This is a genomic window from Citrobacter sp. Cpo040 (genome assembly GCF_030332915.1).
Taxonomy (GTDB): Bacteria; Pseudomonadota; Gammaproteobacteria; order Enterobacterales; family Enterobacteriaceae; genus Citrobacter; species Citrobacter portucalensis.
Genome location: NZ_JAOWGX010000034.1, coordinates 780,801 through 796,031 on the forward strand (window position 1 = coordinate 780,801; position 15,231 = coordinate 796,031).

Here is a 15,231-nt window from a genome sequence, read left to right on the forward strand (position 1 = left end):
AGGTGGCTGATGGTGAATACATGGGATAAACGATTCGATATTTAAGGCCACGAGGTAATCGTTATTATTATAAAATACGTACGAATTATTGTTTCTGTTTATCATCATCGGTTAACAGATCAATAAACGCCCGTTGTTCAGGAGAAAGATTCCAGGATTCGGGTATCTTTGGATCTTTCTCGGCTACGGTTTTGCTCTCTTGCTCATGGTCATGAGACGCTGGCGTCACGGTAGAGTGCTGCTCCGGTGCGGACATACTTACCCCCACACGTTCCAGGCCACGAGTGCGACAATAATCCAGAATATCGCAGAGCCAAGAAACACGGCGAACCAGGCTTTACGTTTCATCGCGGGATCCCGGCGTGCAGGCTGGTTTCCTGAAGGCATCGCTAACCTCATACTATCGAAATCACTTATCATTTAGGCACCAAACAATTGGTACAATTAATCATCAGATAGGAGGAATCCTAATAAAAAAGGCGAAAAAAAGCCAGTTAATTTTCGGACTCGATCTGATAAATAAATCAATTGTTTGATCAATTATGAATATTTGAGAGTGATTTTTGGCAAGCTGACTAATTTGAAACTACTTTAGAGAACTTTTTCCATAAATAATATATGGTTAATATATAGGAGGAGAAATAATGAATAAATTAAGACTCTCCCGTCGGTATCACTTTATGCTTACGGCTTACGGATACCGACAAGGTAACAACCGTTATTATTTCTCAGGCAATTTAATATCTTTAAACATGGCTTCAATATCATCGTTGGAACGTAGAGCCACCGCCGTGTCCACCACATCACGCGTCAGATGCGGCGCGAAACGTTGAATGAAATCATACATGTAACTGCGTAAGAAGGTGCTGCGACGAAAACCAATTTTGGTGGTGCTATGGCTGAAGATATCGTGCGCATCCACACGTACCAGGTCAGGATCGGAAACAGGATCAACCGCCATACTGGCAATTACACCCACGCCGAGCCCCAGACGGACATAGGTTTTAATAACATCGGCATCGGTCGCGGTAAAAACAATACGCGGCTCCAGACCCGCACGGTTAAACGCGGTGTCCAGCTCCGAACGCCCGGTAAATCCAAAGGTGTAGGTTACCAGTGGATACTGTGCCAGTTCCTCAATAGAAACCGAGGATTTTCCCGCCAGCGGATGATCCGGCGTGACGACAATCGAACGGTTCCAGTGGTAGCAAGGTAACATCACCAGATCGTCATACAGATGCAGGGCTTCCGTCGCGATGGCAAAATCCGCATTCCCTTTCGAGACGGCTTCGGCAATTTGCGTCGGCGATCCCTGATGCATATGCAATGAAACACGAGGATATCGCTCAATAAAACCTTTAATCACGTTCGGCAAAGCGTAACGTGCCTGGGTGTGCGTGGTGGCGATATACAGCGAGCCTTTATCCGGCCAGGTATGTTCGCCAGCAACGGACTTAATAGCATCTACCTTAGACAGTACTTCGCGCGCAATACGGATAACTTCCTGCCCCGCAGGCGTAACCTGGGTCAGATGCTTACCGCTACGGGCGAAAATCTGGATGCCAAGTTCATCTTCCAGCATACGAACTTGCTTACTGATACCGGGCTGAGAGGTATAAAGCCCTTCCGCCGTTGAGGAGACATTAAGGTTGTGGTTCACCACCTCAACAATGTAGCGAAGCTGCTGTAATTTCATGTTATGCCATCCCGATTCGCGCCATCAAGTCATCGTTTCAGTGCAGGCTCGTGGGCGCTGCTAATACGATTTAATAATAAAAAGTCTGTTAACTATAACCACTATATCATTTATATGTACGCTGTATAGGTATGACAAAAAATAATATGCCAGAAACAAAAAGGGCCGCTTACGCGACCCTTTGAGGAGAAATTCAGCCGAAACGCTGTTATTTCTTCCCTTCTACCCATTTACCGTCAACGAAGAACGCGGACCAGCCAGTCGCCTTACCGTCTTTCTCAGCGGTAACGTATTGCTGCTTGGTTTTACGGCTGAAACGAACCATAGACTTGTTACCATCCGGGTCAGTTTGCGGCGCATCTGCCAGATAACGCAGTTTTTCCGGCAGGCGATCGCGGAAGCGGTACAACTCTTCCACCAACGGCGCACGAGTCTCACGTGATTTCGGGAACGTATTGGCCGCCAGGAAGATACCTGCAGCACCATCACGTAACACGAAATACGCGTCAGATTTTTCACACGGCAGTTCCGGTAGCGGAACCGGATCTTCTTTCGGCGGAGCAACTTCACCGTTACGCAGGATCTTACGGGTATTTTTACACTCGTCGTTGGTACACGCCATGTATTTGCCGAAACGTCCCATTTTCAGGTGCATTTCAGAACCACATTTTTCGCACTCTACGATAGGACCGTCATAACCCTTGATACGGAATTCACCCTCTTCGATCTCGTAGCCGTCGCAGGTTGGGTTATTACCACACACATGCAATTTACGCTTAGGATCGATGAGATAACTGTCCATTGCCGTACCGCACTTCTGGCAGCGGCGTTTGGCGCGCAATGCGTTCGTTTCCGCGTCATCGCCTTCCAGCACGTTCAATACTTCGTTTTCCGGCACCAGGTTAATGGTGGTTTTGCAACGCTCTTTCGGGGAAAGTGCGTAGCCGGAGCAACCAAGGAAAACGCCGGTACTGGCGGTACGAATACCCATCTTGCGTCCGCAGGTCGGGCAATCAATGCTGGTCAGCACCATCTGGTTCGGACGCATACCGCCTTCTTCAGGATCTTTCTCGGCTTTATCTAACTGCTGAGTAAAATCAGTGAAGAAGTTGTCGAGTACGCCCTTCCATTCGGCTTCGTGATTCGCCACCTGGTCGAGGCTGTCTTCCATCTGCGCGGTAAAATCGTAGTTCATCAGCTCGCGGAAGTTTTCTTCCAGACGATCGGTGACGATTTCACCCATTTTTTCAGCGTAGAAGCGACGGTTTTCAACGCGAACATAACCGCGATCCTGAATCGTAGAGATGATCGACGCATAGGTGGATGGACGACCAATGCCACGCTTTTCAAGCTCTTTAACCAGCGAAGCTTCACTGAAGCGTGCAGGCGGCTTGGTGAAGTGCTGCGCAGGTGTCAGCTCGATAAGCGTCAAGGTATCGCCTTTGTCCACCGCCGGTAAGATGCGATCTTCATCGCCCTTACGCAGTGCTGGCATCACTTTGGTCCAACCATCGAAGCGCAGAATACGACCACGCGCTTTCAGACGGAAATCACCCGCACCCACGGTCAGGGTGGTAGAGTCATATTTCGCTGGCGTCATCTGACAAGCTACAAACTGGCGCCAGATCAGCTGATACAGTTTTTGCGCATCGGCTTCCATATCTTTCAGCGACTCCGCCAGTACGGCGACATCGGAAGGACGGATAGCTTCGTGTGCTTCCTGCGAGTTCTCTTTGCTGGCGTACTGGTTCGCGCTCTCCGGCAAATATTTTTTGCCAAAATTATCACTGATGTAATCGCGAACCATGGTGACAGCATCCTGGCTCAGGTTGGTTGAGTCAGTACGCATGTAAGTGATGTAACCCGCTTCATACAAGCGCTGCGCCATCATCATGGTTTTCTTCACACCAAAGCCCAGACGCGTGCTCGCAGCCTGCTGTAGCGTGGAGGTAATGAACGGTGCGCTCGGCTTGCTGCTTGTCGGTTTATCTTCACGTTCCAGGACGCTATAGCGCGCTTTTTCCAACAGGCTAACGGCGGCAAGCGTTTGTTCCCGATTTACAGGGCGGAACGGTTTGTCATTTTGATGCGTCACCTCAAGCGGCAACGCGTCGCCGCCCGGCGTGGTCGTGTTAGCATCAATTTCCCAGAACTCTTCTGGAACAAATGCTTTGATTTCGCGTTCACGCTCAACCACCAGACGCACAGCCACAGACTGTACGCGACCGGCAGACAGACCACGCGCAATTTTTTTCCACAGCAGTGGCGACACCATATAGCCCACAACACGGTCCATAAAGCGGCGCGCCTGTTGCGCATTAACACGATCGATGTTCAACTCGCCCGGTTTTTCAAACGCCTGGCGAATAGCATTTTTGGTAATTTCGTTAAACACCACGCGGCTGTAGCGGGTGTCGTCGCCACCGATGACTTCCCGCAGGTGCCATGCAATGGCTTCCCCTTCGCGGTCAAGGTCGGTTGCGAGATAGATGTGGTCGGCTTTTTCAGCCAGTTGCTTCAGTTCAGAAACAACTTTCTCTTTACCAGGCAGCACTTCATAGCGCGCATCCCAGTTGTGCCACGGGTCAACACCCATACGGTTGACGAGAGCGCCACGTTCATCCTTTTTGGGCTTTTTAGCCGTTTTGGTGGAGGTTGAGTCGGCGCTCTTTTTAGTTGCTGAGCCACTGGTCGGCAAATCACGGATATGACCGACGCTGGATTTCACCACGTAGTCATTACCCAGATACTTGTTGATCGTTTTGGCTTTTGCCGGGGACTCAACGATGACAAGAGCTTTACCCATATTCACCTTTACCTAATTTGATTCTTCCAGAATGCGTCGCACGTTGATTCACCTTCCACTGGCGACGAGACATCGATATGGTCTCTGCGTCGGCGGATATCAACCCCTTAAACTGTTTCGCGCTTGTAATGTAACTCTCATGTGACTGAGTTAACAGGCTTTTTTTCTCACAAACGCTCTAGCACGACGAAGTATTGGTCGAATGTCAAGCAAATCTGTTGCCAGATTGACGAAAGCGTCACACTGTACCTGATAAAATGCGTTACGCAACTTTATTAGCATGCAAAAACAAATCTCGCCAGTTGTAACACTGTCGTAAAACCTTCATTTATGTCAGGGAATATTTGCCCATAAGGCGGGCTCAGCGTAGACTAATGTCCTTGTTTAAGGAGTAAATCATGCATAAAGACACTCAACCCATCGATCGCGAAACACTGCTGATTGAAGCCAACAAAATCATTCGTGAGCATGAGGACACGCTGGCGGGGATTGTCGCCACCGGCGTTACGCAGCGAAACGGCGTGCTGGTTTTCAGCGGAGATTACTTTTTAGACGAGCAAGGGCTACCAACGCCCAAAAGTACGGCTGTGTTTAATATGTTTAAACACCTGGCGCACGTACTTTCTGAAAAGTATCACTTGATCGATTAACTCGAGGAATAATTTGCCGGATGGCGGCAACGCCTTATCCAGCCTACATTGATGCATATTTGTAGGCCGGATAGGATATGTGAGCATCGCTATCCGGCAATGACAATTTTACATCAGTGGCTTCTGTCCCCGCTGCCACCAGCGCATCAGCAAACGATCGGCGCTCTCCGCCGCACTACCGGTAAAACGATCCATCAGCTTTTTACGCTGCAGATAGCGAACGTTCAACACTTCACGACCTTCCATCAGCCCGAGGATCACCTCATCGCTGGTATTGATCTCATCCACCAGCCCATTTGCCAGCGCCTGTTGACCAAACCAGTGTTCACCCGTGGCAACCTGCTCAATGTCCAGAGTCGGGCGCATACGATGGACAAAATCTTTAAACAAATGATGTGTTTCGTTCAGATCTTCACGGAATTTCTGCCGCCCTTCTTCCGTGTTCTCGCCAAGCAACGTCAGCGTACGCTTGTACTGTCCGGCGGTGTGCAGTTCGATATCAATATCTTTCCCTTTCAGGAAGCGGTTAAAGTTCGGGATCTGCGCCACCACGCCAATTGAGCCGACGATAGCAAACGGCGCCGAAACAATTTTATCTGCCACGCAGGCCATCATATATCCGCCGCTCGCAGCGACTTTATCTACCGTGACGGTCAGTGGGATCTGCTTATCGCGCAGGCGTTGTAACTGGGACGCAGCCAGGCCATAACCATGTACCACACCGCCCGGGCTTTCCAGACGAACCACCACCTGATCCTGAGGTTTAACAACCGCCAGCACCGCCGTCACCTCTTCGCGTAATGCGCTGACCTCATGGGCATCCATACTGCCTTTAAAATCCAGCACCCATACACGAGGTTTATCTGATGACGTACTGTCACCCAGTTTCGCTTTTGCCTTGGCGGCCTTCGCCTCCAGCTTCTGTTTCTTTTTCTGCGCCTTATGCCAGAATTTTTGCTGATGCCCATCCAATAAGGCCAGCGACAGATCTTCCTTCATCTCTTTATATTGATCGCTGAGGTTAATAACCCGCAATTCCCCACGCTGACGTTTGCGTTGTGTCGCGTTTACGATCAGCATCACCACCACTGCAATAGCCACCACGACAGTGACAATTTTTGCCAAAAACAGCCCATATTCAGACAACAATTCCACAAGACCCACCTTGGTTAAACAACGCGACTTCCGCTCAGTGTACAACAGGTGTGTCACCTCGTCTTGCTTCATACATCCAGTGCTGAATCAGTAAAAAGCATGACAAAGCGTTCATTTTGCGGTGTTATTGCCTTTGGCTGATTGAAAAAGAACAGGGTTTAAGGCATAAAGCCCAAAAGTTATTGCGAACGAGATGGCCAGGGCGTCGCCGAGGAGTAGCCGTGCATTACCAACCTAAACAAGACCTTTTACAGGGCCGCATTATTCTTGTCACCGGTGCCAGCGATGGTATCGGACGCGAAGCCACGCAGACCTATGCACGCTATGGCGCGACCGTTATCCTGCTTGGGCGTAACGAAGAAAAACTGCGTCAGGTTGCCCGCACTATCGCCGATGAAAACGGAACACAACCACAGTGGTTTACACTGGATTTACTGACCTGTACCTCTGAAGAATGTCACCAGCTTGCGCAACGCATTGCCGCACATTTCCCGCGTCTGGATGGCGTACTGCATAACGCCGGATTACTCGGCGATATTTGCCCAATGAGTGAACAAAACCCGCTGGTCTGGCAGGATGTGATGCAGGTAAATGTGAATGCCACTTTTATGCTGACTCAGGCATTGCTGCCGTTGTTACTCAAATCCGATGCCGGATCGCTGGTCTTTACCTCTTCCAGCGTTGGCCGCCAGGGACGCGCCAATTGGGGTGCATATGCCACCTCAAAATTTGCAACCGAAGGGATGATGCAGGTTCTGGCTGATGAGTATCAAAACCGTCATCTGCGCGTAAACTGTATCAATCCTGGTGGAACACGAACAGGTATGCGAGCCAGTGCATTCCCCACGGAAGATCCACAAAAATTGAAAACTCCCGCCGATATTATGCCGCTCTACCTGTGGCTGATGGGCGATGACAGCCGCCGTAAAACCGGTATGACTTTTGACGCCCAGCCGGGCCGTAAACCAGGAATTGCCCAATGAGTGAAGAACGCTATCAGCAACGTCAACAGCGCGTAAAAGATCGGGTTGACGCACGCGTTGCCGCCGCTACGGACGAGCGCGGGATCATCATCGTATTCACCGGAAATGGTAAGGGTAAAACCACCGCCGCATTCGGTACCGCCACGCGCGCGGTGGGCCACGGTAAAAAAGTCGGCGTCGTACAATTTATTAAAGGTACGTGGCCAAATGGAGAACGTAACTTACTTGAACCCCACGGCGTAGAGTTTCAGGTTATGGCGACAGGATTTACCTGGGAAACGCAAAACCGTGAGTCCGACACCGCGGCCTGTATGGCCGTGTGGGAACACGGCAAGCGGATGCTAGCCGACGATGAACTGGATATGGTGGTGCTGGACGAGCTGACCTATATGGTGGCATACGACTATCTGCCGCTTGAAGAGGTCATCACTGCCCTAAACGCGCGCCCTGCCCATCAAACGGTGATTATCACCGGCCGTGGATGTCATCGCGATATTCTGGAGTTAGCGGATACAGTCAGCGAGCTGCGCCCGGTCAAGCATGCGTTTGAAGCGGGCGTGAAGGCCCAGATAGGGATTGATTACTGACAGTAGGCCGGATAAGGCGCTTGCGCCGCATCCGGCTCCACGCTAACGCCTGATGGCGCTTTGCTTATCAGGCCTACTCATAATTAACCGTTGTTGCTACGACCACCCGGACGACGGCTGCTACCGACCTGTGAGTGGCGCTTCACCGCACGACGGATCTGATTTGCCTTCATGCGACGACGATCTTTCTCGACGGCAACTTTAGAGGTCGTTTCCGGCTTCAGTTCCACCAGTTCACGCAGATAGTTGGTCTGCGCGAGGTCAAGCTCGGTCCAGCCACCACGCGGCAGGCCTTTCGGCAGCGGGATATCACCGTAACGAACACGAATAAGACGGCTTACCTGTACACCTACAGCTTCCCACAGGCGACGGACTTCACGGTTACGCCCTTCGGTCAGCGTGACGTTATACCACTGGTTGATCCCTTCACCACCGCTGAACTTGATCGTTTTAAATGCCGCCGGACCATCTTCCAGCTGTACACCACGACTCAGATCGCGCAGTTTTGCATCATCAACCTGACCAAACACACGTACCGCATATTCACGTTCAACTTCACGGCTTGGGTGCATCAGACGGTTAGCCAGTTCACCATCGGTGGTAAACAGCAGTAAACCGCAGGTATTCACGTCCAGACGCCCTACGGCAATCCAGCGCGCATCACGCAGTTTTGGCAAACGATCGAACACGGTCGGACGACCTTCCGGGTCGTTGCGGGTACACAGTTCACCCTCTGGTTTGTAATAGGCCAGAACGCGGCAGATTTGCTCTGCAGACTCTTTAACCGAAATCAGATGACCGTCGATACGGATTTTCAGACCCGGAGTGACTTCAACGCGATCGCCGAGCGTGGCAATTTTGCCATCAACGCTCACGCGACCCGCGGCAATAATAGATTCGATTTCACGGCGAGAACCGTGGCCAGCGCGTGCCAGCACTTTTTGTAACTTTTCGCTCATAGAGCTTCCTTTAGATGTCGCCTTCACAGGCGTCGAACAGGAGAATCAACGGCGCCAGTCAGCGCCATTTTAAGGCCGCGTAGTATAGCGGTTCGCGCCCTTATAAGAAAGGTTTAACGTCGCCGACGCCTTCACGCAACACCACCGGGGAATCGTCGGTTAAATCGATGACCGTGGTCGGCTGCTGACCGAGATAGCCACCGTGGATAATCAAATCCACCAGTTTTTCCAGACGATCTTTAATCTCTTCCGGGTCTGACTCAGTAAATTCACTGCCCGGCAGCATCAGCGATGTAGACAGCATCGGCTCGCCCAGTGCTTCCAGCAGCGCCAGCGCAATCGGATTCGATGGCACACGCAGGCCGATGGTCTTACGTTTTTCCTGCAACAAACGGCGCGGAACTTCTTTCGTCCCTTTCAGGATGAAGGTGTAGTTACCCGGCGTGTTGTTTTTAATTAAACGGAATGCCACGTTGTCGACAAACGAATAGGTCGACAGTTCGGACAGGTCACGACACATCAGCGTAAAGTTGTGCCCGTCCGGCAGATGACGGATGCGGCAAATGCGCTCCATGGCGCCTTTATCTTCAATTTTGCAGCCCAACGCATAGCCGGAATCGGTTGGATAGACGATCACCCCACCTTTACGCACGATTTCAACGGCCTGATTGATCAGTCGCTGCTGCGGGTTTTCGGGATGAATATAAAAAAACTGACTCATACTTTCCTCTCTGTGATCTCGGGCTGCTCCCAAAGTTGCCAGACGCCTTCTACGCCTGCGGGCAACCAAAGTTTACGACCCAACTCAATCCATGGGCAGGGTAGATGAAAATCAGACCCTTGCGATGCCCACAGTTGATGCGAACGCGCAAGCGTCGCCAGATGGGTGCGTTCATTGGGCGACTGCTGGCACTGTGCTACTTCCATCGCGTCGCCGCGATGTTCAGCAAAATGCGCAACCAGTCTTTTCAGCCACTTAGCGCTAAGATCGTACCGCCCAGGATGAGCCAGAACAGCCTTACCGCCAGAATGATGAATGACATCAATAGCTTGTTCTATTGTACACCACTGTGGCGGAACGTAACCGGTTTTCCCACGGGCAAGATATTTTTTAAAGACATCCGCCATGGTTGTGGCTTTTCCGCATTCCATCAGGAAACGCGCAAAATGGCCCCGCGTAACCGCCCCGCCATCAGCCAGGCGTAACGCCCCTTCCCACGCGCCGGGGATATGCGCTTTGTCGAGTCGTTCGGCAATCAGGCGCGCACGCTGCTGACGACGTTCCGTTTGTTGCGCCAGAAACTCACACATCATGGGATGGGCGATATCAATGTTCAGACCCACTATATGGATCTCATGGTTTTCCCAGACCGTTGATATCTCTACGCCAGGGATCAAATTTAAGGCTAAACCTGAACGTGAAATTTCTTCTCTTGCCGCCGCAATGCCGGCCGTGGTGTCATGATCGGTGATCGCCAGTGTACCGACTCGCATCTCTACCGCACGGTGTACTAAGGCTTCTGGCGTTAACCGCCCATCGGAGGCTGTAGTATGACTGTGCAGGTCATAAATCACTGCGTAATTCGTGTCGCTCAAGGCGGCTCCCGTTTCAATAAATGTCGTATCACGCCCATCATAGCGGTTTCGACAAATATACTGAAATCAGGTGTTGACTTTATTCCATCGAACTAGTTAACTAGTACGCAAGTTCACATGAAGAAGGTATCTGAGATGAAAGCAACATTTGTTCTGCACGGTTGGTGGCGCACTTCCTGATTTCGGGCAGTGTCTTACGTCTGCAATATGCAACCAGATACCCGGCCCGCCAAATGAGCGGGCTTTTTTTTGAACAAAATTAATGAGAATAACGATGCAAACTCAAAAACCGACACTCGAACTGCTTGCCTGCGATGCCGCCTACCGTGAGAATCCGACGGCGTTGTTTCATCAGGTGTGTGGCGCACGTCCAGCAACACTGCTGCTGGAATCTGCAGACATCGACAGCAAAGACGATCTGAAGAGCCTGCTGCTGGTTGACAGCGCATTACGCATTACCGCTCTCGGTGACACTGTCACTATTCAGGCTTTGTCCGCAAACGGCGCATCGCTGCTGCCCCTGCTGGATGCTGCCCTGCCCGCTGGCGTTGAGAACGAACAACAGCCGAATGGTCGTCATCTGCGATTCCCTGTCGTCAGCCCACTGCTCGATGAAGACGCCCGCTTATGCTCCCTGTCCGTATTTGATGCATTCCGTTTATTGCAGGAGCTGGTGAATGTTCCTGTGCAAGAACGTGAAGCGATGTTCTTCGGCGGTCTTTTTTCCTACGACCTGGTTGCCGGTTTTGAAGATTTACCTCAGCTTGAAGCGGGCAACCGTTGTCCTGACTACTGCTTCTATCTGGCAGAAACGCTGATGGTTATCGACCACCAGAAAAAAAGCACCCGTATTCAGTCCAGTATTTTTACCCCCAATGATGCGGAAAAACAGCGTCTTAACGCTCGGCTGGCGCAGTTGAGCCAGCAGCTTACCGAGCCTGCGCCGCCGTTGCCGGTCACTGAAGTCCCGCAGATGCGCTGCGAGTGCAATCAGAGCGATGAAGAGTTTGGCGCCGTAGTTCGTGGCATGCAAAAAGCGATTCGCGCGGGCGAAATTTTCCAGGTGGTGCCATCCCGCCGTTTCTCGCTGCCCTGCCCATCTCCGCTGGCGGCCTACTATGTGCTGAAGAAAAGTAACCCCAGCCCATACATGTTTTTCATGCAGGACAACGATTTCACGCTGTTTGGCGCCTCCCCGGAAAGCTCGCTGAAATATGATGCCACCAGCCGCCAGATAGAGATCTACCCGATTGCTGGTACTCGCCCGCGCGGTCGTCGTGCGGACGGTTCGCTTGATCGCGATCTCGACAGCCGTATCGAGCTGGAGATGCGTACCGACCATAAAGAGCTTTCTGAGCACCTGATGCTGGTTGACCTTGCGCGTAACGACCTGGCGCGCATCTGTACGCCTGGCAGCCGCTATGTTGCTGACCTCACAAAAGTCGATCGTTACTCCTTCGTTATGCACCTGGTTTCGCGCGTGGTCGGCGAATTGCGTAGCGATCTGGATGTTCTGCATGCTTACCGCGCCTGTATGAATATGGGCACGTTAAGCGGAGCGCCAAAAGTTCGCGCCATGCAGCTTATCGCCGAGGCAGAGGGTCGTCGCCGTGGCAGCTACGGCGGTGCGGTAGGTTACTTCACGGCGCATGGCGATCTGGATACCTGTATTGTCATTCGCTCCGCCCTCGTGGAAGACGGTATTGCCACCGTACAAGCCGGTGCCGGGATTGTTCTGGATTCGGTACCGCAGTCTGAAGCCGATGAAACCCGTAATAAAGCGCGCGCGGTTCTGCGTGCTATCGCTACCGCGCACCACGCACAGGAGACCTTCTAATGGCTGACATTCTGCTGCTTGATAACATCGATTCTTTTACCTACAACCTGGCGGATCAGCTGCGTACTAATGGTCACAACGTGGTGATTTACCGCAACCATATTCCGGCCCAGACGTTGATTGATCGCTTAGCAACCATGAAAAATCCGGTGCTGATGCTTTCTCCAGGACCAGGTGCGCCAAGCGAGGCAGGTTGCATGCCGGAGCTGTTAACCCGTTTGCGCGGCAAGCTGCCAATCATCGGTATTTGTCTGGGACACCAGGCCATTGTTGAAGCCTATGGTGGATATGTGGGCCAGGCAGGAGAGATCCTGCACGGCAAAGCGTCCAGCATTGAACACGACGGTCAGGCGATGTTTGCTGGTCTGGCGAATCCGCTGCCGGTGGCACGCTATCATTCGCTGGTTGGCAGCAACGTACCTGCTGGATTGACCATTAACGCCCACTTTAACGGCATGGTGATGGCGGTGCGTCACGATACCGATCGTGTCTGCGGCTTCCAGTTCCATCCGGAATCAATTCTGACCACCCAAGGCGCGCGTTTGCTGGAACAAACGCTGGCCTGGGCGCAACAGAAGCTTGAACAAACTAATACGCTGCAACCCATTCTGGAGAAACTGTATCAGGCCCAGACGCTGTCCCAGCAGGAAAGCCACCAGCTGTTTTCCGCAGTCGTTCGCGGTGAACTGAAGCCGGAACAACTGGCTGCGGCGCTGGTGAGCATGAAAATTCGTGGCGAACACCCGAATGAAATTGCCGGTGCGGCAACCGCGCTGCTGGAAAACGCCGCCCCGTTCCCGCGCCCTGATTATCTGTTTGCCGATATTGTCGGTACCGGCGGCGACGGCAGCAACAGCATCAATATTTCTACCGCCAGCGCCTTTGTTGCAGCGGCTTGCGGACTGAAAGTTGCCAAACACGGCAACCGCAGCGTCTCCAGCAAGTCTGGCTCTTCGGATCTGTTAGCGGCATTTGGCATCAATCTGGATATGAACGCTGATAAATCCCGTCAGGCTCTAGATGACCTCGGGGTGTGCTTCCTGTTTGCGCCGAAATATCACACCGGTTTTCGCCATGCCATGCCGGTACGCCAGCAGTTGAAAACCCGCACGCTGTTTAACGTGCTCGGCCCGTTGATTAACCCGGCACATCCGCCGCTGGCGCTGATCGGCGTTTACAGCCCGGAACTGGTGCTACCGATTGCTGAAACGCTGCGTGTGCTGGGATATCAACGAGCAGCCGTGGTGCACAGTGGTGGCATGGACGAAGTTTCGCTGCATGCGCCGACCATTGTGGCAGAGCTGCACGATGGGGAAATCAAGAGTTATCAACTGACGGCAGAAGACTTTGGTTTGACGCCTTACCACCAGGAACAGCTGGCTGGCGGCACGCCGGAAGAAAACCGTGACATTCTTAGTCGCTTGTTACAAGGTAAAGGTGAAGCCGCTCATGAAGCTGCTGTTGCCGCGAATGTCGCCATGTTAATGCGCCTGCACGGTGAAGAAGATTTAAAAGCCAATGCGCAAACCGTGATTAATGTACTGCGTAGCGGTGCGGCCTATGACCGCGTCACTGCACTGGCAGCAAGAGGGTAAATGATGCAAACCGTTTTAGCGAAAATTGTCGCAGACAAGGCGATTTGGGTAGAAGCCCGCAAACAGCAACAACCGCTGGCCAGCTTTCAAAATGATGTTCAGCCTGGCTCACGTGATTTCTACGATGCGCTGCAAGGTGCACGCACCGCCTTTATTCTGGAATGCAAAAAAGCATCTCCATCAAAAGGCGTGATCCGTGATGACTTCGATCCGGCACAGATTGCGAGCATCTATAAACATTATGCTTCCGCGATCTCCGTACTGACCGATGAGAAGTATTTCCAGGGGAGCTTTGATTTCCTGCCTATCGTCAGCCGCATCGCACCGCAGCCGATTCTGTGCAAGGACTTTATTATCGATCCTTACCAGATTTACCTGGCGCGTTTCTACCAGGCGGACGCCTGTTTGCTGATGCTGTCGGTGCTCGATGATGAGCAATATCGTCAACTCGCCGCCGTCGCCCACAGCCTGAAAATGGGCGTACTGACCGAAGTCAGTAACGAAGAAGAGCTGGAGCGTGCTATCGCACTGGGCGCCAAAGTCGTTGGTATCAACAACCGTGATTTACGCGACCTGTCGATTGATCTGAATCGCACTCGTCAACTGGCACCGCGACTGGGTCACGGTGTGACCGTCATCAGCGAGTCCGGCATCAATACTTACGGTCAGGTGCGCGAGCTCAGCCACTTCGCCAACGGTTTTCTGATTGGCTCTGCGCTGATGTCGCATGACGATCTGCACGCCGCCGTGCGTCGCGTACTGCTCGGTGAGAATAAAGTTTGCGGTTTAACCCGGGCTCAGGATGCAAATGCGGCATACGAAGCGGGCGCCATTTACGGCGGCTTGATTTTTGTCCCCACATCACCGCGCGCGGTCAACGTTGCACAGGCGCGAGAGGCCATGACCGGCGCGCCGCTGCAATACGTCGGGGTGTTTCGCAACTCAGATATTGCCGACGTGAGCGCAACAGCGGCGGAGCTGGGACTAACTGCCGTGCAACTGCACGGTAACGAAGACCAGTCCTATGTTGACGCCCTGCGCGACTTACTGCCCGCACAGGTGCAAATCTGGAAGGCACTCAGCGTCAGCGAGACGTTGCCAGCCCGTGATTATCAGCATGTCGATAAATACGTCTTCGACAACGGCCAGGGCGGCAGCGGTCAACGCTTCGACTGGTCACTTTTAGGCGGACAATCGCTGGATAACGTTTTACTGGCTGGCGGACTCGGCGCAGATAACTGCGTTGACGCGGCAAAAACCGGCTGTGCCGGTCTCGATTTCAATTCTGGCGTAGAGTCACAGCCGGGCATCAAAGATGCACGTCTTCTGGCTTCGGTCTTTCAGACGCTGCGCGCATATTAAGGAAA

Annotated in this window: 15 protein-coding genes and 1 other annotated feature; of the genes, 7 read left to right on the forward strand and 8 right to left on the reverse strand. The window is 52.4% G+C overall.

Annotated features, from left to right (window positions below; translation table 11 throughout):
• Positions 1 to 85: 85 nt before the first annotated feature.
• From OGX86_RS08530 to topA, 4 genes are all read right to left on the reverse strand, one after another.
• Positions 86 to 256, reverse strand: a complete 171-nt coding sequence (locus OGX86_RS08530; RefSeq protein ID WP_165612489.1) for a YciX family protein — start codon at positions 254 to 256, stop codon at positions 86 to 88.
• A 2-nt stretch (positions 257 to 258) separates the two neighbouring features.
• Positions 259 to 399: a YmiA family putative membrane protein gene (locus tag OGX86_RS08535; protein WP_213732144.1), complete on the reverse strand. Its 141-nt coding sequence runs from the start codon at positions 397 to 399 to the stop codon at positions 259 to 261.
• Positions 400 to 721: 322 nt separating this feature from the next.
• Positions 722 to 1,696 (reverse strand): HTH-type transcriptional regulator CysB, encoded by a 975-nt coding sequence (gene cysB, locus OGX86_RS08540; protein WP_003020610.1) that lies wholly within the window; start codon positions 1,694 to 1,696, stop codon positions 722 to 724.
• A gap of 208 nt (positions 1,697 to 1,904) precedes the next feature.
• Positions 1,905 to 4,502 (reverse strand): type I DNA topoisomerase, encoded by a 2,598-nt coding sequence (gene topA, locus OGX86_RS08545; protein WP_048224009.1) that lies wholly within the window; start codon positions 4,500 to 4,502, stop codon positions 1,905 to 1,907.
• A gap of 398 nt (positions 4,503 to 4,900) precedes the next feature.
• On the opposite strand from topA, the gene OGX86_RS08550 reads away from it, so the two are divergent.
• Complete coding sequence (locus OGX86_RS08550) at positions 4,901 to 5,152, forward strand: YciN family protein (RefSeq protein ID WP_003020616.1); 252 nt, start codon at positions 4,901 to 4,903, stop codon at positions 5,150 to 5,152.
• A gap of 108 nt (positions 5,153 to 5,260) precedes the next feature.
• On the opposite strand, the gene sohB is transcribed toward OGX86_RS08550, so the two are convergent.
• Positions 5,261 to 6,307 (reverse strand): protease SohB, encoded by a 1,047-nt coding sequence (sohB, locus tag OGX86_RS08555; protein WP_032934465.1) that lies wholly within the window; start codon positions 6,305 to 6,307, stop codon positions 5,261 to 5,263.
• 221 nt (positions 6,308 to 6,528) lie between these two features.
• On the opposite strand from sohB, the gene OGX86_RS08560 reads away from it, so the two are divergent.
• Together OGX86_RS08560 and cobO are read left to right on the forward strand one after the other, a co-directional pair.
• Positions 6,529 to 7,290 carry a YciK family oxidoreductase gene (locus OGX86_RS08560; protein ID WP_168978223.1) on the forward strand — a complete coding sequence of 254 codons (762 nt, stop codon included), beginning with the start codon at positions 6,529 to 6,531 and terminating at the stop codon, positions 7,288 to 7,290.
• Entirely contained in the window at positions 7,287 to 7,877 is a 591-nt protein-coding gene (gene cobO / locus OGX86_RS08565) for a cob(I)yrinic acid a,c-diamide adenosyltransferase (protein ID WP_003833333.1), read from the forward strand. The genes OGX86_RS08560 and cobO overlap by 4 nt, the downstream gene beginning before the upstream one ends.
• An 83-nt stretch (positions 7,878 to 7,960) precedes the next feature.
• On the opposite strand, the gene rluB is transcribed toward cobO, so the two are convergent.
• The 3 genes from rluB to rnm form a co-directional block, all read right to left on the reverse strand.
• Positions 7,961 to 8,836, reverse strand: coding sequence for a 23S rRNA pseudouridine(2605) synthase RluB (gene rluB / locus OGX86_RS08570; RefSeq protein WP_003020625.1), 876 nt, complete (start codon positions 8,834 to 8,836; stop codon positions 7,961 to 7,963).
• 100 nt (positions 8,837 to 8,936) lie between these two features.
• The gene (locus tag OGX86_RS08575) at positions 8,937 to 9,557 is read right to left on the reverse strand and encodes an L-threonylcarbamoyladenylate synthase (RefSeq protein ID WP_003833336.1); all 621 of its coding nucleotides are present in this window, start codon (positions 9,555 to 9,557) and stop codon (positions 8,937 to 8,939) included.
• A complete protein-coding gene (gene rnm / locus OGX86_RS08580; protein WP_008784938.1) occupies positions 9,554 to 10,432 on the reverse strand; it encodes an RNase RNM in 879 nt (292 codons plus the stop codon). The genes OGX86_RS08575 and rnm overlap by 4 nt, the downstream gene beginning before the upstream one ends.
• 135 nt (positions 10,433 to 10,567) lie before the next feature.
• Between rnm and trpL the strand changes: the two genes are divergently transcribed.
• The 4 genes from trpL to trpCF all read left to right on the forward strand — a co-directional run bounded on the left by trpL (position 10,568) and on the right by trpCF (position 15,226).
• Complete coding sequence (gene trpL / locus OGX86_RS08585; protein WP_012905981.1) at positions 10,568 to 10,612, forward strand: trp operon leader peptide; 45 nt, start codon at positions 10,568 to 10,570, stop codon at positions 10,610 to 10,612.
• Positions 10,589 to 10,683, forward strand: a sequence feature (Trp leader region). (Overlaps the previous gene by 24 nt.)
• A gap of 23 nt (positions 10,684 to 10,706) precedes the next feature.
• Positions 10,707 to 12,269 (forward strand): anthranilate synthase component I, encoded by a 1,563-nt coding sequence (trpE, locus tag OGX86_RS08590; protein WP_048224015.1) that lies wholly within the window; start codon positions 10,707 to 10,709, stop codon positions 12,267 to 12,269.
• On the forward strand, positions 12,269 to 13,864 hold the full coding sequence (gene trpD / locus OGX86_RS08595; RefSeq protein WP_003020639.1) for a bifunctional anthranilate synthase glutamate amidotransferase component TrpG/anthranilate phosphoribosyltransferase TrpD: 1,596 nt from the start codon (positions 12,269 to 12,271) through the stop codon (positions 13,862 to 13,864). The genes trpE and trpD overlap by 1 nt, the downstream gene beginning before the upstream one ends.
• A 3-nt stretch (positions 13,865 to 13,867) precedes the next feature.
• Positions 13,868 to 15,226 carry a bifunctional indole-3-glycerol-phosphate synthase TrpC/phosphoribosylanthranilate isomerase TrpF gene (gene trpCF / locus OGX86_RS08600; RefSeq protein ID WP_458793790.1) on the forward strand — a complete coding sequence of 453 codons (1,359 nt, stop codon included), beginning with the start codon at positions 13,868 to 13,870 and terminating at the stop codon, positions 15,224 to 15,226.
• Positions 15,227 to 15,231 lie beyond the last annotated feature (5 nt).